This window comes from Pectobacterium sp. CHL-2024 (assembly GCF_044751765.1).
Taxonomy (GTDB): Bacteria; Pseudomonadota; Gammaproteobacteria; order Enterobacterales; family Enterobacteriaceae; genus Pectobacterium; species Pectobacterium brasiliense.
The window spans coordinates 9,204-25,058 of sequence record NZ_JBIXKO010000029.1 but is presented as its reverse complement, the minus strand read 5'-3'; the positions used below and the strand labels follow the sequence as shown (position 1 = coordinate 25,058).

The window sequence follows — 15,855 nt, the reverse complement described above, 5'->3', positions numbered from 1 at the left end:
GTGAAGGCGGCCGTACAGTAGGCGCGGGCGTTGTTGCTAAAGTTATCGCTTAATCGCTGATAAACTTAATGCATGAAAAAGGCACTTCGGTGCCTTTTTTTACGTCCAAATGGTTAGATGGAAATTGAAATAAAAATAATTCTTATTTAGAATAACTCAGTTGGTTAAAAAATCGCTAGGAGCGGTTTCAAATGCTGGTTGTAGTGTCCTGAAAGGTAGTGCGAAAGACACTCGCGATAACAATGAGTCATCCTGATATGTATGTGTGTTTGTGCAACGCAATTTCTGACAAAGTCATTCGTAATGCTGTTCGTCAGCACCAGCCTCAATCCATGCAGCAATTACGCAAACTCGTCCCTATCGGGACAGATTGCGGTAAGTGTATTCGTCAGGCGCGTGTCATTTTTGAGGAAGAGCAGGCTAAAATTCCTGATATGTATGAAGTAGCATAAAATGTAGGGTTGTTTTTTTGACTCTCTGCTTACCGGTTCTACACTTTAAGAACTGGAGCGGAGGAGCATGTCATGAAAGGCGATAAAAAAGTCATCACACACCTGAATAAGTTATTGGGCAACGAGCTGGTAGCCATTAACCAATATTTTCTTCATGCCCGAATGTTTAAAAACTGGGGCTTAACCCGTCTTAACGATCACGAATATCATGAGTCTATTGACGAAATGAAACATGCTGATCGCTACATCGAACGAATCCTGTTTCTCGAAGGCATCCCGAATCTACAGGATTTGGGTAAGTTAAACATTGGCGAGGATGTCGAGGAGATCTTACGTTCTGATCTTCAACTTGAATTGGATGGCGCAAAGAATTTGCGTGAGGCAATTGCCTATGCTGATTCGGTGCATGACTACGTCAGTAGGGATCTAATGATAGAAATTCTTGCCGATGAAGAAGGGCACATCGACTGGCTGGAAACAGAATTAGACTTGATTTCACGTCTTGGCATACAAAACTATCTTCAAGCTCAGCTAAAAGCTGAGTAACTGATTATCATAGCCTGCTATGTAATTTATGCCCCAATTCGGCCGGACTGTGCACATTGCTCCGGCCGCGTTAAAATCATTTCATCCTGCTTATTGCTTCCCCAGCCAATTTGCGTATAATGCGCGAGCTTACCGAAACTAGGTAAGCCTGATTCAATCCGAATCAGACGGCCAATATTCATTTATTGACCAAAACAATACTCCCGATATGGGGGTTATGTGCTGACGATTACACTCCCCCATCAATCGAAATGGGTGTGAGGAGTAATCATTTACGTTTATAAATAATTGGAGCTCTGGTCTCATGCAGAACCAAAGAATCCGTATCCGCCTGAAAGCGTTTGATCATCGTCTGATTGATCAATCAACTGCGGAAATCGTCGAGACTGCTAAGCGCACTGGTGCGCAAGTACGTGGTCCGATCCCGCTGCCGACCCGCAAAGAGCGCTTTACCGTTCTGATTTCTCCGCACGTCAATAAAGATGCGCGCGATCAGTACGAGATTCGCACTCACAAGCGTCTGGTTGACATCGTTGAGCCAACCGAGAAAACCGTTGATGCTCTGATGCGTCTGGATCTGGCTGCTGGTGTAGACGTGCAGATCAGCCTGGGTTAATCAGGTCATTGAGCGATTGAGAGGTTGAAACAATGATTGGTTTAGTCGGTAAAAAAGTGGGCATGACCCGTATCTTCACTGAAGATGGCGTATCTATCCCCGTAACCGTTATCGAAATTGAAGCAAACCGCGTAACTCAGGTTAAAGACCTGGCTAACGACGGTTACCGCGCTGTGCAAGTAACTACTGGTGCTAAAAAAGCAAACCGTGTTACTAAGCCAGAAGCAGGTCACTTTGCTAAAGCTGGCGTAGAAGCTGGCCGTACTCTGCGTGAATTCCGTCTTTCTGAAGGCGAAGAGTTCACTGTAGGTCAGAGCATCAGTGTCGAAATTTTCGCAGACGTTAAAAAAGTAGACGTTACTGGTACATCTAAAGGTAAAGGTTTTGCTGGCACAGTTAAGCGCTGGAATTTCCGTACTCAGGATGCTACTCACGGTAACTCCTTGTCCCACCGCGTTCCGGGTTCTATCGGTCAGAACCAGACTCCGGGCAAAGTGTTCAAAGGCAAGAAAATGGCAGGCCAGCTGGGTAACGAACGTGTAACCGTTCAGAGCCTGGACGTAGTGCGTGTTGACGCTGAGCGCAACCTGCTGCTGGTTAAAGGTGCTGTTCCGGGAGCTACCGGTAGCGACCTGATCGTTAAACCAGCTGTGAAGGCGTGAGGAGATAGCAATGGAATTAGTATTGAAAGACGCGCAAAGCGCGCTGACTGTTTCCGAAACTACCTTCGGTCGTGATTTCAACGAAGCGCTGGTACATCAGGTTGTTGTTGCTTATGCAGCAGGTGCCCGTCAAGGTACCCGCGCCCAGAAGACCCGTGCTGAAGTAACTGGTTCCGGTAAAAAACCTTGGCGTCAGAAAGGTACTGGCCGTGCGCGTTCTGGTTCTGCTAAGAGCCCGATCTGGCGTTCCGGTGGTGTAACCTTCGCTGCTAAGCCACAGGACCACAGTCAGAAAGTTAACAAAAAGATGTACCGCGGCGCGCTGAAAAGCATTCTGTCCGAACTGGTACGTCAAGATCGTCTGATCGTTGTCGAGACGTTCTCTGTAGAAGCACCGAAAACTAAGTTGCTGGCACAGAAACTGAAAGAAATGGCACTGGAAGACGTGTTGATCATCACCGGTGAACTGGATGAAAATCTGTTCCTGGCTGCGCGTAACCTGTACAAGGTTGACGTGCGTGATGCAGCAGGTATCGACCCAGTTAGCTTGATCGCCTTCGACAAAGTCGTTATGACTGCTGATGCAGTTAAGCAAGTTGAGGAGATGCTGGCATGATCCGTGAAGAACGTCTGCTGAAAGTACTGCGCGCGCCGCACGTATCTGAAAAAGCATCTACCGCGATGGAAAAAACTAACACCATCGTTCTCAAAGTTGCTAAAGACGCGACTAAAGCAGAGATCGTTGCTGCTGTAGAGAAACTGTTCGAAGTAGAAGTTAAAGACGTAAACACCCTGGTAGTTAAGGGTAAAGTTAAGCGTCACGGACAGCGTATTGGTCGTCGCAGCGACTGGAAAAAAGCTTACGTCACCCTGAAAGAAGGCCAGAATCTGGACTTCATCGGCGGCGCTGAGTAAGTCGGAGGAGAAAGACAATGGCAGTTGTTAAATGTAAACCGACATCTCCGGGTCGTCGCCACGTTGTTAAAGTGGTTAACCCTGAGCTGCACAAGGGCAAGCCTTATGCCCCGTTGCTGGAAAAGAACAGCAAATCCGGTGGCCGTAACAACAATGGCCGCATCACTACCCGTCACATCGGTGGTGGTCACAAACAGCAATATCGTCTGATTGACTTCAAACGCAATAAAGACGGTATTCCTGCGGTTGTTGAGCGTCTGGAGTATGATCCGAACCGTTCCGCGAATATCGCGCTGGTTCTGTACAAAGACGGCGAACGTCGTTATATCCTGGCGCCGAAAGGCCTGAAAGCCGGCGACCAGATTCAATCTGGCGTTGATGCTGCGATTAAAGCGGGTAACACCCTGCCGATGCGTAACATTCCAGTCGGTTCAACGGTTCATAACGTAGAAATGAAACCAGGTAAAGGCGGCCAATTGGCTCGTTCTGCTGGTGCTTACGTTCAGATCGTTGCTCGTGACGGTTCTTACGTTACCCTGCGTCTGCGTTCTGGCGAAATGCGTAAAGTCGAATCCGACTGCCGCGCTACGCTGGGCGAAGTTGGCAACGCTGAGCACATGCTTCGCGTTCTGGGTAAAGCTGGTGCTGCACGCTGGCGTGGTGTTCGTCCTACCGTTCGCGGTACGGCAATGAACCCAGTCGACCACCCACACGGTGGTGGTGAAGGTCGTAACTTTGGTAAGCACCCGGTTAGTCCGTGGGGCGTTCAGACCAAAGGTAAGAAGACCCGCAGCAATAAGCGTACTGATAAATTTATCGTACGTCGCCGTACTAAATAATCTTAGAGGATAAACCATGCCACGTTCTCTCAAGAAAGGTCCATTTATTGACCTGCACTTGCTGAAGAAGGTAGAGAAAGCGGTGGAAAGCGGAGACAAGAAGCCTTTGCGCACTTGGTCCCGTCGTTCAACGATCTTTCCAAATATGATCGGTTTGACCATCGCTGTCCATAATGGTCGTCAGCACGTTCCGGTGTTTGTTTCCGATGAAATGGTCGGTCACAAACTGGGTGAATTCGCGCCGACTCGTACTTATCGCGGCCATGCGGCCGACAAAAAGGCCAAGAAGCGCTAAGGTAGGAGGAAGAGATGGAAACTATCGCTAAACATTGCCACGCTCGTTCTTCTGCTCAAAAGGTTCGCCTGGTGGCAGACCTGATTCGCGGTAAGAAAGTGTCGCAAGCTCTGGAAGTTCTGACCTACACCAACAAGAAAGCTGCTGGTCTGGTTAAAAAAGTGCTGGAGTCTGCTATTGCTAACGCAGAACACAACGATGGCGCTGACATTGATGATCTGAAAGTCGCGAAAATCTTCGTTGACGAAGGCCCAAGCATGAAGCGCATTATGCCGCGTGCTAAAGGTCGTGCGGATCGCATCCTGAAGCGTACCAGCCACATTACTGTGGTTGTGTCCGATCGCTGAGACTCTGGAGACTAGCAATGGGTCAGAAAGTACATCCTAATGGTATTCGCCTGGGTATTGTCAAACCTTGGAACTCTACCTGGTATGCGAATACCAAAGAATTCGCTGACAACCTGGACAGCGATTTTAAAGTTCGTAAATACCTGACGAAGGAACTGGAGAAGGCTTCCGTTTCTCGTATCGTTATCGAACGTCCGGCAAAAAGCATTCGTGTGACTATTCACACTGCTCGCCCGGGTATCGTGATCGGTAAAAAAGGTGAAGATGTTGAAAAACTGCGCAAAGTCGTAGCGGATATCGCTGGCGTACCTGCACAGATCAATATCGCAGAAGTTCGTAAACCTGAACTGGACGCAAAACTGGTTGCTGACAGCATCACTTCTCAGCTGGAGCGTCGTGTGATGTTCCGTCGTGCTATGAAGCGTGCGGTACAGAACGCCATGCGTCTGGGCGCTAAAGGTATTAAAGTTGAAGTAAGTGGCCGTCTTGGCGGCGCTGAAATCGCGCGTACCGAATGGTACCGTGAAGGTCGTGTTCCATTGCATACACTGCGTGCGGATATCGACTACAACACCTCCGAAGCGCACACCACTTATGGTGTTATCGGTGTGAAAGTGTGGATCTTCAAAGGTGAGATCCTGGGTGGTATGGCTGCCGTTGAACAACCGGAAAAACCGGCTGCTCAACCTAAAAAGCAGCAGCGTAAAGGCCGCAAGTAAGGAGAGTCGCTGATGTTACAACCAAAGCGTACAAAATTCCGTAAGGTGCACAAGGGCCGCAACCGTGGTCTGGCGCAGGGTACGGATGTTAGCTTCGGCACTTTCGGTCTGAAAGCTGTTGGCCGCGGTCGCCTGACTGCTCGTCAAATCGAAGCTGCACGTCGTGCCATGACTCGTGCTGTTAAGCGTCAAGGTAAGATCTGGATCCGTGTATTCCCGGACAAACCGATCACCGAGAAACCGCTTGAAGTTCGTATGGGTAAAGGTAAAGGTAACGTGGAATATTGGGTTGCCTTGATTCAGCCAGGTAAAGTCCTGTACGAAATGGACGGTGTGCCGGAAGAGTTAGCCCGTGAGGCATTCCAACTGGCAGCAGCGAAACTGCCTATCAAAACCACCTTTGTAACTAAGACGGTGATGTAATGAAAGCAAATGAGCTGCGTGAAAAAAGCGTCGAAGAGCTGAACACTGAACTGCTCGGCCTGCTGCGCGAGCAATTTAACCTGCGTATGCAGGCTGCCAGTGGTCAGTTGCAACAGACTCACCTGGTAAAACAAGTGCGTCAGAATATTGCACGTGTTAAGACTTTACTGACTGAGAAGGCGGGTGCGTAATGACCGATAAAATCCGTACTCTGCAAGGTCGTGTTGTAAGCGACAAAATGGAGAAATCCATGGTTGTTGCTATCGAACGTTTTGTGAAACACCCGCTTTACGGTAAATTCATTAAGCGTACGACTAAGCTGCACGTACATGACGAGAACAATGAATGCGGTATCGGTGACGTGGTTGAAATCCGCGAATGCCGTCCGCTGTCCAAAAATAAGTCTTGGACACTTGTTCGCGTTGTAGAGAAAGCGATTCTGTAATAAAGTAGCGCTCTTCTCTTATGATAAACGGCTCTGCAAAGGGCCGTTTATTTTTTCTACCCATACCAAGGAAGCGGTGTTATAATGCTGCGCCCTCAATTATGGGGTATTTAATGGCCCGAAAGGGTCCTAGAGTAGTAGTTGACAAGCGGAGCACTAAAATGATCCAAGAACAGACTATGCTGAACGTGGCCGATAATTCCGGTGCACGTCGCGTAATGTGTATCAAGGTTCTAGGTGGCTCGCACCGTCGCTACGCAGGCGTCGGCGATATCATCAAAATTACCATCAAGGAAGCAATTCCTCGCGGTAAGGTGAAGAAAGGCGATGTTCTGAAGGCGGTAGTGGTGCGCACCAAGAAGGGTGTTCGTCGCCCGGACGGTTCTGTCATTCGCTTCGATGGCAATGCTTGCGTTATTTTAAACAATAACAGCGAACAGCCTATCGGTACGCGTATTTTTGGGCCGGTAACTCGTGAACTGCGTAATGAGAAGTTCATGAAAATTATCTCTCTGGCACCAGAAGTACTTTAAGGAGCGAATCATGGCAGCGAAAATCCGTCGTGATGACGAAGTTATTGTGCTAACCGGTAAAGATAAAGGTAAGCGCGGTAAAGTAAAAAATGTCCTGTCTGCTAGTAAGGTCATTGTTGAAGGTATTAACCTGGTTAAAAAACATCAGAAGCCGGTTCCGGCCCTGAACCAACCAGGTGGCATCGTTGAAAAAGAAGCTGCAATTCAAGTTTCTAACCTTGCAATCTTCAATGCGGCAACTGGTAAGGCTGACCGTGTAGGCTTTAGATTCGAAGACGGAAAAAAAGTCCGTTTCTTTAAATCTAATAGCGAAACTATCAAGTAATTTGGAGTAGTACGATGGCGAAACTGCATGATTACTACAAAGACGAAGTAGTTAAAAAACTCATGACTGAGTTTAACTACAATTCTGTCATGCAAGTCCCTCGGGTCGAGAAGATCACCCTGAATATGGGTGTTGGTGAAGCGATCGCTGACAAGAAACTGCTGGATAACGCAGCAGCTGATCTGGCAGCAATCTCCGGTCAAAAACCGTTGATCACCAAAGCACGCAAATCTGTTGCAGGCTTCAAAATCCGTCAGGGCTATCCGATCGGCTGTAAAGTAACTCTGCGTGGCGAACGCATGTGGGAGTTCCTTGAGCGTCTGATTTCCATTGCTGTACCGCGTATTCGTGACTTCCGTGGCTTGTCCGCTAAGTCATTCGATGGTCGTGGTAACTACAGCATGGGTGTGCGTGAGCAGATCATCTTCCCGGAAATCGACTACGATAAAGTCGATCGCGTTCGTGGTTTGGACATTACCATTACCACCACTGCGAAATCCGATGATGAAGGCCGTGCGCTGTTGGCCGCCTTTAACTTCCCATTCCGCAAGTAAGGTAGGGTTACTAATGGCTAAGCAATCCATGAAAGCACGCGAAGTTGTTCGTGTGAAACTGGCTGAAAAATACCGCGCTAAACGCGAGGAATTGAAAGCTATCATCTCTGGTGTGAACTCATCCGACGAAGATCGTTGGGATGCAGTTCTTAAGCTGCAGACTCTGCCGCGTGATTCCAGCCCGTCTCGTCAGCGTAACCGCTGCCGCCAAACTGGTCGTCCGCACGCTTTCCTGCGGAAGTTCGGGTTGAGCCGTATCAAGGTCCGTGAAGCCGCTATGCGCGGTGAAATTCCGGGTCTGAAAAAGGCTAGCTGGTAATTGTCACCAATTGAATCACGGGAGTAAAGACAGATGAGCATGCAAGATCCGATCGCGGATATGCTGACCCGTATCCGTAACGGTCAAGCCGCGAACAAAGTTGCGGTCACCATGCCTTCCTCCAAGCTGAAAGTGGCAATTGCCAACGTGCTGAAGGAAGAAGGTTACATTGAAGATTTCAAAATCGAAGGCGACACCAAGCCAGTTCTGGAATTAGAACTTAAATATTTTCAGGGCAAGGCAGTGGTAGAAAGCATTCAGCGAGTAAGCCGTCCAGGCCTGCGCATCTATAAAAGAAAAGATGAGCTGCCAAAAGTTATGGCCGGTTTGGGTATCGCAGTTGTTTCTACCTCTAAAGGTGTTATGACTGATCGTGCAGCTCGCCAGGCTGGTCTTGGTGGCGAGATTATCTGCTACGTAGCTTAATCGGGAGGAAAAATGTCTCGTGTTGCAAAAGCACCCGTCGTCATTCCTGCCGGCGTAGAGGTAAAACTCAACGGTCAGGATGTTTCGATTAAGGGTAAAAACGGCGAGCTGAGTCGTAAGATCCACGATGCTGTTGAAGTGAAACAAGCTGACAACGCTCTGACTTTCGCTCCGCGCGAAGGTTTTGTTGACGGATGGGCCCAAGCTGGTACCACTCGTGCTCTGTTGAACGCAATGGTTATCGGTGTTACCGAAGGCTTCACTAAGAAGCTGCAACTGGTTGGTGTTGGTTACCGTGCTGCTGTTAAAGGCAACGTGGTTAACCTGTCTCTCGGGTTTTCTCACCCAGTAGAGCATGCACTGCCGGCAGGTATTACTGCAGAATGCCCAAGCCAAACTGAAATCGTACTGAAAGGTGCTGATAAGCAGGTTATTGGTCAGGTTGCTGCGGAATTACGCGCCTACCGTCGTCCTGAGCCTTATAAAGGCAAGGGTGTCCGTTACGCCGACGAAGTCGTGCGTACCAAAGAGGCTAAGAAGAAGTAAGGTAACACTATGGATAAGAAAGCAGCTCGTATCCGTCGTGCGACCCGCGCACGCCGCAAGCTCCAGGAACTGGGTGCGACGCGTCTGGTGGTACATCGTACTCCACGCCATATTTATGCGCAGGTCATTGCACCGAACGGTTCTGAAGTCCTGGTAGCCGCTTCTACTGTAGAAAAAGCTATCGCTGAACAACTGAAGTCTACCGGTAATAAAGACGCAGCAAGTGCAATAGGTAAAGCTATTGCAGAACGCGCGTTAGAAAAAGGCATCAAAGATGTCTCTTTCGACCGTTCCGGTTTCCAATATCATGGTCGAGTCCAAGCACTGGCAGATGCTGCCCGTGAAGCTGGCCTTCAGTTCTAAGGTAGAGGTGTAAGATGGCTCACATCGAGAAACAAGCTGGCGAACTGCAGGAAAAGCTGATCGCGGTAAATCGCGTATCTAAAACCGTTAAAGGTGGTCGTATTTTCAGCTTCACCGCACTGACTGTAGTGGGTGATGGCAACGGCCGCGTTGGTTTTGGTTACGGTAAAGCTCGCGAAGTTCCAGCAGCGATCCAGAAAGCGATGGAAAAAGCCCGTCGCAATATGATGAATGTCGCGCTGAACAACGGCACCCTGCAGCACCCAGTTAAAGGTGCTCACACGGGTTCTCGTGTGTTCATGCAGCCAGCTTCCGAAGGTACCGGTATTATTGCCGGTGGTGCAATGCGCGCCGTTTTGGAAGTTGCAGGGGTTCACAACGTATTGGCTAAAGCCTATGGTTCCACTAACCCGATTAACGTGGTTCGTGCAACGATTGATGGTTTGGCAAATATGAAGTCCCCAGAAATGGTCGCTGCCAAGCGTGGTAAATCCGTTGAAGAAATTCTGGGGTAATGACCGTGGCAAAGACTATTAAAATTACTCAAACCCGTAGTGCAATCGGTCGTCTGCCGAAACATAAGGCGACACTGCTTGGCCTGGGTCTGCGTCGTATTGGTCATACAGTTGAACGTGAGGATACTCCTGCGGTTCGCGGTATGGTCAACGCGGTTTCCTACATGGTTAAAGTAGAGGAGTAACAGATGCGTTTAAATACTCTGTCTCCGGCCGAAGGTGCTAAACACGCACCGAAGCGTTTAGGTCGTGGTATTGGTTCTGGCCTGGGCAAAACCAGTGGTCGTGGTCACAAAGGTCAGAACTCTCGTTCTGGCGGTGGCGTGCGTCGTGGTTTTGAAGGTGGTCAGATGCCTTTATATCGTCGTCTGCCGAAATTCGGTTTTACTTCTCGCAAAGCAATGATCACGGCAGAAGTTCGTCTGTCTGATTTAGCTAAAGTAGAAGGCGACGTGGTTGACCTGAATACGCTGAAAGCCGCTAATGTTATTGGCATTCAGATTGAGTTCGCGAAAGTGATTCTGTCTGGTGAAGTTGCTCGTCCGGTAACGATTCGTGGTCTGCGTGTCACTAAAGGTGCTCGTGCTGCTATCGAAACTGCTGGCGGTAAAATTGAGGAATAAGTAGCAGATGGCTAAGCAACCAGGATTAGATTTTCAAAGTGCTAAAGGCGGAGTTGGTGAACTGAAGCGCAGACTTTTGTTTGTTATCGGTGCGCTAATTGTTTTCCGTATTGGCTCTTTTATCCCAATTCCTGGTATTGATGCCACTGTGCTTGCCAAATTGCTTGAACAGCAGCGAGGCACCATCATTGAAATGTTTAACATGTTCTCTGGTGGTGCTCTCAGCCGTGCTTCTATCTTTGCACTGGGTATTATGCCGTATATTTCGGCGTCGATTATTATCCAGTTGCTGACGGTGGTTCATCCCGCGTTGGCTGAAATAAAGAAAGAAGGGGAAGCTGGCCGTCGTAAGATCAGTCAGTATACCCGTTACGGTACCTTGGTATTGGCTATATTCCAGTCAATCGGTATTGCTACCGGTTTGCCGAATATGCCTGGAATGCAAGACTTGGTGATAAATCCAGGTTTTGCTTTCTACTTTACCGCTGTTGTGAGCCTGGTTACTGGGACAATGTTCCTGATGTGGCTGGGAGAACAGATTACGGAACGTGGTATCGGTAACGGTATCTCGATCATAATCTTCGCTGGTATTGTTGCGGGACTACCGCCGGCCATTGGCCATACTATCGAGCAAGCTCGGCAAGGCGACCTGCACTTCCTCCTGTTGCTGTTGGTTGCAGTTTTAGTGTTTGCAGTAACCTTCTTCGTTGTTTTCGTTGAACGTGGTCAGCGTCGTATCGTCGTTAACTATGCAAAACGTCAACAGGGGCGTCGTGTTTATGCAGCACAGAGTACGCATTTACCGCTGAAAGTGAATATGGCCGGGGTTATCCCTGCAATTTTCGCCTCCAGTATTATTCTGTTCCCAGCCACGATTGCATCTTGGTTTGGGGGCGGTACCGGTTGGAACTGGCTGACAACTATTTCGCTGTATTTGCAGCCCGGACAGCCGCTTTATGTGTTACTCTATGCGTCTGCAATCATCTTCTTCTGTTTCTTCTACACTGCGTTGGTTTTCAACCCGCGCGAAACAGCAGATAACCTGAAGAAGTCCGGTGCATTCGTGCCAGGAATTCGTCCGGGAGAGCAAACGGCGAAATATATCGATAAAGTGATGACTCGCCTGACTCTGATTGGTGCGATGTATATTACTTTTATCTGCCTGATCCCGGAGTTTATGCGTGACGCAATGAAAGTACCTTTCTATTTCGGGGGTACATCTTTATTGATCGTTGTTGTCGTCATCATGGACTTTATGGCTCAAGTGCAAACTCTAATGATGTCGAGTCAATATGAGTCTGCATTGAAGAAAGCAAACCTGAAAGGCTATAACCGTTAATTAGGTGAGCTTGAGAAGTTACGGAGAGTAAAAATGAAAGTTCGTGCTTCCGTCAAGAAATTATGTCGTAACTGTAAGATTGTTAAGCGTAACGGTGTCGTTCGTGTGATCTGCAGTGCCGAGCCGAAGCATAAACAGCGTCAAGGCTGATTATCTCGCATATTTTTCTTGCAAAGTTGGATTGAGCTGGCTAGATTAGCCAGCCAATCTTTTGTATGTAGCTGCAACATTATTTGAGTATCCTGAAAACGGGCTTTTCAGAATGGTGTTGCTGTATAAAATTGTAGGAGTGCATAGTGGCCCGTATAGCAGGCATTAACATTCCTGATCATAAACATACCGTTATTGCGTTAACGTCGATTTTCGGTATCGGTAAAACCCGGTCGCAGGCTATTTGTGCTGCAACAGGGATTGCCGAAGATGTTAAGATCAGTGAGCTGTCTGAAGAGCAAATCGATAAGCTGCGTGACGAAGTTGCCAAGTTTGTTGTAGAAGGTGATCTGCGTCGTGAAGTTACCCTGAGCATCAAGCGTCTTATGGACCTTGGTACTTATCGTGGTTTGCGTCATCGTCGTGGTCTGCCGGTTCGCGGTCAGCGTACCAAGACTAACGCCCGTACCCGTAAGGGTCCGCGCAAACCGATCAAGAAATAATCGGGGTGATTGAATAATGGCAAAGGCACCTATTCGTGCACGTAAGCGTGTAAGAAAGCAAGTCTCTGACGGTGTGGCTCATATCCATGCTTCTTTCAACAACACCATCGTAACCATTACTGATCGTCAGGGTAATGCGCTGGGTTGGGCAACTGCCGGTGGTTCCGGCTTCCGTGGTTCTCGTAAATCTACGCCGTTCGCTGCTCAGGTAGCTGCAGAACGTTGCGCAGAGGCCGTGAAAGAGTACGGTATTAAGAACCTGGAAGTTATGGTTAAAGGACCTGGTCCGGGCCGTGAGTCTACTATCCGCGCATTGAACGCGGCTGGTTTCCGCATCACTAATATTACTGATGTGACTCCGATCCCTCATAACGGTTGTCGTCCGCCGAAAAAGCGCCGCGTATAACGCCGCTTTTAGGATTGTTGGAGAAAGAAAATGGCAAGATATTTGGGTCCTAAGCTCAAGCTGAGCCGTCGTGAAGGCACCGACCTGTTCCTGAAGTCTGGTGTTCGTGCGATCGATTCCAAGTGTAAAATTGAACAAGCTCCTGGCCAGCACGGTGCGCGTAAACCGCGTCTGTCTGACTATGGTGTACAGTTGCGTGAAAAGCAAAAAGTTCGCCGTATCTACGGTGTTCTGGAGCGTCAGTTCCGTAACTATTATAAAGAAGCTGCACGTCTGAAAGGCAACACAGGTGCAAACCTGCTGCAACTGCTGGAAGGTCGTCTGGATAACGTTGTTTATCGTATGGGTTTTGGTGCCACTCGTGCTGAAGCACGTCAGATGGTAAGCCACAAAGCTATCATGGTAAACGGTCGCGTTGTTAGCATCGCTTCTTATCAGGTATCCCCGAATGACGTAGTCAGCATCCGTGAGAAAGCGAAAAAGCAATCTCGCGTGAAAGCCGCTCTGGAGCTGGCTGAACAGCGTGAAAAGCCAACTTGGCTGGAAGTTGATGCTGCCAAGATGGAAGGTGTGTTCAAACGTATTCCTGAACGTACCGATCTGTCTGCGGACATTAATGAACACCTGATCGTCGAGCTTTACTCCAAGTAAAGCTTAGTACCAAAGAGAGGACACAATGCAGGGTTCTGTGACAGAGTTTCTAAAACCGCGCCTGGTTGATATCGAGCAAGTGAGTTCGACGCACGCCAAGGTGACCCTTGAGCCATTAGAGCGGGGCTTCGGCCATACTCTTGGCAACGCACTGCGCCGTATTCTGCTTTCATCCATGCCAGGTTGCGCGGTGACCGAGGTTGAGATTGATGGTGTACTGCATGAGTACAGCACCAAAGAAGGCGTACAGGAAGATATCCTGGAAATCCTGCTCAACCTGAAAGGGCTGGCGGTGAGAGTTCAAGGCAAAGATGAAGTTATTCTTACCCTGAATAAATCTGGCATTGGCCCTGTGACTGCAGCCGACATCATCCATGATGGTGATGTCGAAATCGTCAAGCCGCAGCACTTAATTTGCCACCTGACCGATGAAAATGCATCTATTAGCATGCGTATCAAAGTTCAACGTGGTCGTGGTTATGTGCCGGCATCTGCCCGTATTCATACGGAAGAAGATGAGCGCCCGATTGGTCGTCTGTTAGTTGATGCTTGCTACAGCCCTGTAGAGCGTATTGCCTACAATGTTGAAGCAGCTCGTGTAGAACAGCGTACTGACCTGGACAAGCTAGTCATCGAAATGGAAACCAATGGCACGATCGATCCTGAAGAAGCGATCCGCCGTGCGGCTACCATTCTGGCTGAACAACTTGAAGCTTTTGTTGACTTACGTGATGTTCGTCAGCCAGAAGTTAAAGAAGAGAAACCAGAATTCGATCCGATTCTGCTGCGCCCTGTTGACGATCTGGAATTGACTGTCCGCTCTGCTAACTGCCTTAAGGCAGAAGCTATCCACTACATCGGTGATCTGGTACAGCGTACCGAGGTTGAGCTGCTCAAAACGCCTAACCTTGGTAAAAAATCTCTTACTGAGATTAAAGACGTACTGGCTTCCCGTGGTCTGTCTCTGGGCATGCGCCTGGAAAACTGGCCACCGGCAAGCATTGCTGATGAGTAACCAGATCACAGGTTAAGGTTTTACTGAGAAGGATAAGGTCATGCGCCATCGTAAGAGTGGTCGTCAACTGAACCGTAACAGCAGCCATCGTCAGGCTATGTTCCGTAACATGGCTAGTTCTTTGGTTCGTCATGAAATCATCAAGACGACCCTGCCGAAAGCGAAAGAGCTGCGTCGCGTTGTTGAACCGCTGATTACTCTTGCCAAGACCGACAGCGTTGCTAATCGTCGTCTGGCATTCGCCCGTACTCGTGATAACGAGATCGTGGCAAAACTGTTTAATGAACTGGGCCCGCGTTTCGCGAGCCGTGCCGGTGGTTACACTCGTATTTTGAAGTGTGGCTTCCGTGCTGGTGACAATGCGCCGATGGCATACATCGAGCTCGTTGATCGCTCAGTTTCGCAGACAGAAGAAGTGGCTACTGCAGAGTAATCTGTAAGAGCGTAAAAAAACCGGGGAAACCCGGTTTTTTTATATCTGAAATAAGTCATGCTTTCGCATGAATATACATGGTAAGCAACTACCCGTGTCTGAGTGAGCTGAAAAATACATCCCACCTATTCTCATCTACCTATTTCGACTATATACTCTGCACGTTTTATTGATGTACATACCAACCCGAGTTCCTTAGGAGTAATGATGACCACATACCGCCATAAACGTGGGAAAATCCAGGACAACGCCATTGAGGCATTGCTACATGACCCACTGTTTCGTCAACGAATTGAAGTGAATGAAAAAGGGAAAGGAAGTTATCGTAGGAAAGAGAAGTACATAAAGAAAGGTAATTGGGAGGCCAGTGGTAAGCAATCAAATGATTATTTACCTCTGGCCTTTCTGCTTTCTGAGTAACGATACTGAGTCTAAGTAGAAACTTAATTCTTACTGTCTAGTTTGTTGTTCTTTTAGTAAGTCGCGAATTTCAGCTAAGAGCTTTTCTTCAGCGCTAGGCTTTGGTGGTGCGGCAGGGGTATCTTCCTGTTTGCGCCGCATTTTATTCATAAGCTTGATCGCTATAAAAATCGCGAAAGCGACGATGACAAAGTCGAAAATATTCTGGATGAAAGCGCCATAATTCATGACAACGGCAGGAATTTCGCCTTGTGCATCACGGAGAATAAGGCTGAATTGTTTAAAATCGACACCACCAATCAAAAGCCCAAGTGGCGGCATAATAATATCTGATACCAGAGAAGAGACGATTTTGCCGAAAGCTGCACCAATAATGACACCCACCGCCAAATCGACAACGTTGCCACGCATGGCAAACTCTCTGAATTCTTTGATGATGCTCATATCTGTTCTCCTTGCCAAAATTTATAAATTA

General features: G+C 48.4%; 32 protein-coding genes. 31 read left to right on the top strand and 1 reads right to left on the bottom strand.

Annotated features, from left to right (window positions below; genetic code table 11):
• The first annotated feature begins 257 nt into the window (after window positions 1–257).
• The 31 genes from bfd (at window position 258) to ACIPUG_RS20960 (ending at window position 15,380) form a co-directional block, all read left to right on the top strand.
• Window positions 258–452 carry a bacterioferritin-associated ferredoxin gene (gene bfd / locus ACIPUG_RS21110; protein ID WP_005970281.1) on the top strand — a complete coding sequence of 65 codons (195 nt, stop codon included), beginning with the start codon at window positions 258–260 and terminating at the stop codon, window positions 450–452.
• A gap of 72 nt (window positions 453–524) precedes the next feature.
• Window positions 525–998 (top strand): bacterioferritin, encoded by a 474-nt coding sequence (gene bfr, locus ACIPUG_RS21105; RefSeq protein WP_010286186.1) that lies wholly within the window; start codon window positions 525–527, stop codon window positions 996–998.
• Window positions 999–1,302: 304 nt separating this feature from the next.
• Entirely contained in the window at window positions 1,303–1,614 is a 312-nt protein-coding gene (gene rpsJ, locus ACIPUG_RS21100) for a 30S ribosomal protein S10 (RefSeq protein WP_001181005.1), read from the top strand.
• Between the two features lie 32 nt (window positions 1,615–1,646).
• Window positions 1,647–2,276, top strand: coding sequence for a 50S ribosomal protein L3 (gene rplC, locus ACIPUG_RS21095; protein ID WP_010304941.1), 630 nt, complete (start codon window positions 1,647–1,649; stop codon window positions 2,274–2,276).
• Window positions 2,277–2,286: 10 nt separating this feature from the next.
• Window positions 2,287–2,892: a 50S ribosomal protein L4 gene (gene rplD, locus ACIPUG_RS21090; RefSeq protein ID WP_010286181.1), complete on the top strand. Its 606-nt coding sequence runs from the start codon at window positions 2,287–2,289 to the stop codon at window positions 2,890–2,892.
• Complete coding sequence (gene rplW, locus ACIPUG_RS21085; RefSeq protein WP_005970277.1) at window positions 2,889–3,191, top strand: 50S ribosomal protein L23; 303 nt, start codon at window positions 2,889–2,891, stop codon at window positions 3,189–3,191. Before rplD ends, rplW begins: the two co-directional genes overlap by 4 nt.
• Before the next feature lie 17 nt (window positions 3,192–3,208).
• Window positions 3,209–4,030 (top strand): 50S ribosomal protein L2, encoded by an 822-nt coding sequence (rplB, locus tag ACIPUG_RS21080; RefSeq protein WP_010286179.1) that lies wholly within the window; start codon window positions 3,209–3,211, stop codon window positions 4,028–4,030.
• Window positions 4,031–4,046: 16 nt separating this feature from the next.
• Window positions 4,047–4,325, top strand: coding sequence for a 30S ribosomal protein S19 (gene rpsS / locus ACIPUG_RS21075; protein ID WP_004929772.1), 279 nt, complete (start codon window positions 4,047–4,049; stop codon window positions 4,323–4,325).
• Between the two features lie 14 nt (window positions 4,326–4,339).
• A complete protein-coding gene (gene rplV / locus ACIPUG_RS21070; protein ID WP_005970275.1) occupies window positions 4,340–4,672 on the top strand; it encodes a 50S ribosomal protein L22 in 333 nt (110 codons plus the stop codon).
• A gap of 17 nt (window positions 4,673–4,689) precedes the next feature.
• Window positions 4,690–5,391, top strand: a complete 702-nt coding sequence (gene rpsC, locus ACIPUG_RS21065; protein ID WP_005970274.1) for a 30S ribosomal protein S3 — start codon at window positions 4,690–4,692, stop codon at window positions 5,389–5,391.
• Window positions 5,392–5,403: 12 nt separating this feature from the next.
• Entirely contained in the window at window positions 5,404–5,814 is a 411-nt protein-coding gene (gene rplP / locus ACIPUG_RS21060; protein WP_005970273.1) for a 50S ribosomal protein L16, read from the top strand.
• Window positions 5,814–6,005: a 50S ribosomal protein L29 gene (rpmC, locus tag ACIPUG_RS21055; RefSeq protein ID WP_014916814.1), complete on the top strand. Its 192-nt coding sequence runs from the start codon at window positions 5,814–5,816 to the stop codon at window positions 6,003–6,005. Before rplP ends, rpmC begins: the two co-directional genes overlap by 1 nt.
• Window positions 6,005–6,259 carry a 30S ribosomal protein S17 gene (gene rpsQ / locus ACIPUG_RS21050; RefSeq protein ID WP_010286161.1) on the top strand — a complete coding sequence of 85 codons (255 nt, stop codon included), beginning with the start codon at window positions 6,005–6,007 and terminating at the stop codon, window positions 6,257–6,259. The genes rpmC and rpsQ overlap by 1 nt, the downstream gene beginning before the upstream one ends.
• 161 nt (window positions 6,260–6,420) lie before the next feature.
• On the top strand, window positions 6,421–6,792 hold the full coding sequence (gene rplN, locus ACIPUG_RS21045) for a 50S ribosomal protein L14 (RefSeq protein WP_000613954.1): 372 nt from the start codon (window positions 6,421–6,423) through the stop codon (window positions 6,790–6,792).
• A 10-nt stretch (window positions 6,793–6,802) separates the two neighbouring features.
• Window positions 6,803–7,117: a 50S ribosomal protein L24 gene (gene rplX, locus ACIPUG_RS21040; RefSeq protein WP_005970267.1), complete on the top strand. Its 315-nt coding sequence runs from the start codon at window positions 6,803–6,805 to the stop codon at window positions 7,115–7,117.
• 14 nt (window positions 7,118–7,131) lie between these two features.
• Complete coding sequence (rplE, locus tag ACIPUG_RS21035; protein ID WP_005970265.1) at window positions 7,132–7,671, top strand: 50S ribosomal protein L5; 540 nt, start codon at window positions 7,132–7,134, stop codon at window positions 7,669–7,671.
• 13 nt (window positions 7,672–7,684) lie between these two features.
• Window positions 7,685–7,990 (top strand): 30S ribosomal protein S14, encoded by a 306-nt coding sequence (gene rpsN / locus ACIPUG_RS21030; protein ID WP_010286114.1) that lies wholly within the window; start codon window positions 7,685–7,687, stop codon window positions 7,988–7,990.
• 33 nt (window positions 7,991–8,023) lie between these two features.
• On the top strand, window positions 8,024–8,416 hold the full coding sequence (rpsH, locus tag ACIPUG_RS21025) for a 30S ribosomal protein S8 (RefSeq protein WP_005970261.1): 393 nt from the start codon (window positions 8,024–8,026) through the stop codon (window positions 8,414–8,416).
• Window positions 8,417–8,428: 12 nt separating this feature from the next.
• On the top strand, window positions 8,429–8,962 hold the full coding sequence (gene rplF / locus ACIPUG_RS21020; protein ID WP_005970259.1) for a 50S ribosomal protein L6: 534 nt from the start codon (window positions 8,429–8,431) through the stop codon (window positions 8,960–8,962).
• A gap of 9 nt (window positions 8,963–8,971) precedes the next feature.
• A complete protein-coding gene (rplR, locus tag ACIPUG_RS21015; protein WP_010286111.1) occupies window positions 8,972–9,325 on the top strand; it encodes a 50S ribosomal protein L18 in 354 nt (117 codons plus the stop codon).
• A 14-nt stretch (window positions 9,326–9,339) separates the two neighbouring features.
• Window positions 9,340–9,840 (top strand): 30S ribosomal protein S5, encoded by a 501-nt coding sequence (gene rpsE / locus ACIPUG_RS21010; RefSeq protein WP_005970257.1) that lies wholly within the window; start codon window positions 9,340–9,342, stop codon window positions 9,838–9,840.
• 5 nt (window positions 9,841–9,845) lie between these two features.
• Entirely contained in the window at window positions 9,846–10,025 is a 180-nt protein-coding gene (rpmD, locus tag ACIPUG_RS21005; protein WP_004846568.1) for a 50S ribosomal protein L30, read from the top strand.
• 3 nt (window positions 10,026–10,028) lie between these two features.
• Window positions 10,029–10,463: a 50S ribosomal protein L15 gene (rplO, locus tag ACIPUG_RS21000; protein ID WP_010286086.1), complete on the top strand. Its 435-nt coding sequence runs from the start codon at window positions 10,029–10,031 to the stop codon at window positions 10,461–10,463.
• Window positions 10,464–10,470: 7 nt separating this feature from the next.
• Window positions 10,471–11,802, top strand: coding sequence for a preprotein translocase subunit SecY (gene secY, locus ACIPUG_RS20995; RefSeq protein WP_010286083.1), 1,332 nt, complete (start codon window positions 10,471–10,473; stop codon window positions 11,800–11,802).
• A gap of 33 nt (window positions 11,803–11,835) precedes the next feature.
• Window positions 11,836–11,952, top strand: a complete 117-nt coding sequence (gene rpmJ / locus ACIPUG_RS20990) for a 50S ribosomal protein L36 (RefSeq protein ID WP_002227352.1) — start codon at window positions 11,836–11,838, stop codon at window positions 11,950–11,952.
• A 146-nt stretch (window positions 11,953–12,098) separates the two neighbouring features.
• Window positions 12,099–12,455, top strand: a complete 357-nt coding sequence (gene rpsM / locus ACIPUG_RS20985) for a 30S ribosomal protein S13 (RefSeq protein WP_010286058.1) — start codon at window positions 12,099–12,101, stop codon at window positions 12,453–12,455.
• 16 nt (window positions 12,456–12,471) lie between these two features.
• Complete coding sequence (gene rpsK, locus ACIPUG_RS20980) at window positions 12,472–12,861, top strand: 30S ribosomal protein S11 (protein WP_002919257.1); 390 nt, start codon at window positions 12,472–12,474, stop codon at window positions 12,859–12,861.
• Between the two features lie 30 nt (window positions 12,862–12,891).
• Window positions 12,892–13,512, top strand: coding sequence for a 30S ribosomal protein S4 (gene rpsD / locus ACIPUG_RS20975; RefSeq protein WP_010286047.1), 621 nt, complete (start codon window positions 12,892–12,894; stop codon window positions 13,510–13,512).
• Between the two features lie 25 nt (window positions 13,513–13,537).
• A complete protein-coding gene (locus tag ACIPUG_RS20970) occupies window positions 13,538–14,527 on the top strand; it encodes a DNA-directed RNA polymerase subunit alpha (protein WP_005970247.1) in 990 nt (329 codons plus the stop codon).
• 40 nt (window positions 14,528–14,567) lie between these two features.
• Entirely contained in the window at window positions 14,568–14,960 is a 393-nt protein-coding gene (gene rplQ / locus ACIPUG_RS20965) for a 50S ribosomal protein L17 (protein ID WP_005970246.1), read from the top strand.
• A gap of 207 nt (window positions 14,961–15,167) precedes the next feature.
• Window positions 15,168–15,380 carry an alternative ribosome-rescue factor A gene (locus ACIPUG_RS20960; RefSeq protein WP_400340061.1) on the top strand — a complete coding sequence of 71 codons (213 nt, stop codon included), beginning with the start codon at window positions 15,168–15,170 and terminating at the stop codon, window positions 15,378–15,380.
• A 30-nt stretch (window positions 15,381–15,410) separates the two neighbouring features.
• Here the strand turns inward: ACIPUG_RS20960 and mscL are convergent, their stop codons facing one another.
• Window positions 15,411–15,824, bottom strand: a complete 414-nt coding sequence (mscL, locus tag ACIPUG_RS20955; protein WP_014916810.1) for a large-conductance mechanosensitive channel protein MscL — start codon at window positions 15,822–15,824, stop codon at window positions 15,411–15,413.
• Window positions 15,825–15,855 lie beyond the last annotated feature (31 nt).

Excerpts from the sequence above, each read along its gene's own strand:
- rplF (WP_005970259.1), top strand. The coding sequence starts at position 8,429 with ATGTCTCGTGTTGCAAAAGCACCCGTCGTCATTCCTGCCGGCGTAGAG.
- rpsJ (WP_001181005.1), top strand. The coding sequence starts at position 1,303 with ATGCAGAACCAAAGAATCCGTATCCGCCTGAAAGCGTTTGATCATCGT.
- rplB (WP_010286179.1), top strand. The coding sequence starts at position 3,209 with ATGGCAGTTGTTAAATGTAAACCGACATCTCCGGGTCGTCGCCACGTT.
- bfr (WP_010286186.1), top strand. The coding sequence starts at position 525 with ATGAAAGGCGATAAAAAAGTCATCACACACCTGAATAAGTTATTGGGC.
- rpmC (WP_014916814.1), top strand. The coding sequence starts at position 5,814 with ATGAAAGCAAATGAGCTGCGTGAAAAAAGCGTCGAAGAGCTGAACACT.
- rplP (WP_005970273.1), top strand. The coding sequence starts at position 5,404 with ATGTTACAACCAAAGCGTACAAAATTCCGTAAGGTGCACAAGGGCCGC.
- rplO (WP_010286086.1), top strand. The coding sequence starts at position 10,029 with ATGCGTTTAAATACTCTGTCTCCGGCCGAAGGTGCTAAACACGCACCG.
- rplE (WP_005970265.1), top strand. The coding sequence starts at position 7,132 with ATGGCGAAACTGCATGATTACTACAAAGACGAAGTAGTTAAAAAACTC.
- bfd (WP_005970281.1), top strand. The coding sequence starts at position 258 with ATGTATGTGTGTTTGTGCAACGCAATTTCTGACAAAGTCATTCGTAAT.
- rplQ (WP_005970246.1), top strand. The coding sequence starts at position 14,568 with ATGCGCCATCGTAAGAGTGGTCGTCAACTGAACCGTAACAGCAGCCAT.
- rpsK (WP_002919257.1), top strand. The coding sequence starts at position 12,472 with ATGGCAAAGGCACCTATTCGTGCACGTAAGCGTGTAAGAAAGCAAGTC.
- rpsS (WP_004929772.1), top strand. The coding sequence starts at position 4,047 with ATGCCACGTTCTCTCAAGAAAGGTCCATTTATTGACCTGCACTTGCTG.
- rpsH (WP_005970261.1), top strand. The coding sequence starts at position 8,024 with ATGAGCATGCAAGATCCGATCGCGGATATGCTGACCCGTATCCGTAAC.
- rplW (WP_005970277.1), top strand. The coding sequence starts at position 2,889 with ATGATCCGTGAAGAACGTCTGCTGAAAGTACTGCGCGCGCCGCACGTA.
- ACIPUG_RS20970 (WP_005970247.1), top strand. The coding sequence starts at position 13,538 with ATGCAGGGTTCTGTGACAGAGTTTCTAAAACCGCGCCTGGTTGATATC.
- mscL (WP_014916810.1), bottom strand. The coding sequence starts at position 15,824 with ATGAGCATCATCAAAGAATTCAGAGAGTTTGCCATGCGTGGCAACGTT.
- rpsD (WP_010286047.1), top strand. The coding sequence starts at position 12,892 with ATGGCAAGATATTTGGGTCCTAAGCTCAAGCTGAGCCGTCGTGAAGGC.
- rplR (WP_010286111.1), top strand. The coding sequence starts at position 8,972 with ATGGATAAGAAAGCAGCTCGTATCCGTCGTGCGACCCGCGCACGCCGC.
- ACIPUG_RS20960 (WP_400340061.1), top strand. The coding sequence starts at position 15,168 with ATGACCACATACCGCCATAAACGTGGGAAAATCCAGGACAACGCCATT.
- secY (WP_010286083.1), top strand. The coding sequence starts at position 10,471 with ATGGCTAAGCAACCAGGATTAGATTTTCAAAGTGCTAAAGGCGGAGTT.
- rplV (WP_005970275.1), top strand. The coding sequence starts at position 4,340 with ATGGAAACTATCGCTAAACATTGCCACGCTCGTTCTTCTGCTCAAAAG.
- rplC (WP_010304941.1), top strand. The coding sequence starts at position 1,647 with ATGATTGGTTTAGTCGGTAAAAAAGTGGGCATGACCCGTATCTTCACT.
- rplD (WP_010286181.1), top strand. The coding sequence starts at position 2,287 with ATGGAATTAGTATTGAAAGACGCGCAAAGCGCGCTGACTGTTTCCGAA.
- rplN (WP_000613954.1), top strand. The coding sequence starts at position 6,421 with ATGATCCAAGAACAGACTATGCTGAACGTGGCCGATAATTCCGGTGCA.
- rpmJ (WP_002227352.1), top strand. The coding sequence starts at position 11,836 with ATGAAAGTTCGTGCTTCCGTCAAGAAATTATGTCGTAACTGTAAGATT.
- rpsN (WP_010286114.1), top strand. The coding sequence starts at position 7,685 with ATGGCTAAGCAATCCATGAAAGCACGCGAAGTTGTTCGTGTGAAACTG.
- rpsQ (WP_010286161.1), top strand. The coding sequence starts at position 6,005 with ATGACCGATAAAATCCGTACTCTGCAAGGTCGTGTTGTAAGCGACAAA.
- rpsE (WP_005970257.1), top strand. The coding sequence starts at position 9,340 with ATGGCTCACATCGAGAAACAAGCTGGCGAACTGCAGGAAAAGCTGATC.
- rplX (WP_005970267.1), top strand. The coding sequence starts at position 6,803 with ATGGCAGCGAAAATCCGTCGTGATGACGAAGTTATTGTGCTAACCGGT.
- rpsC (WP_005970274.1), top strand. The coding sequence starts at position 4,690 with ATGGGTCAGAAAGTACATCCTAATGGTATTCGCCTGGGTATTGTCAAA.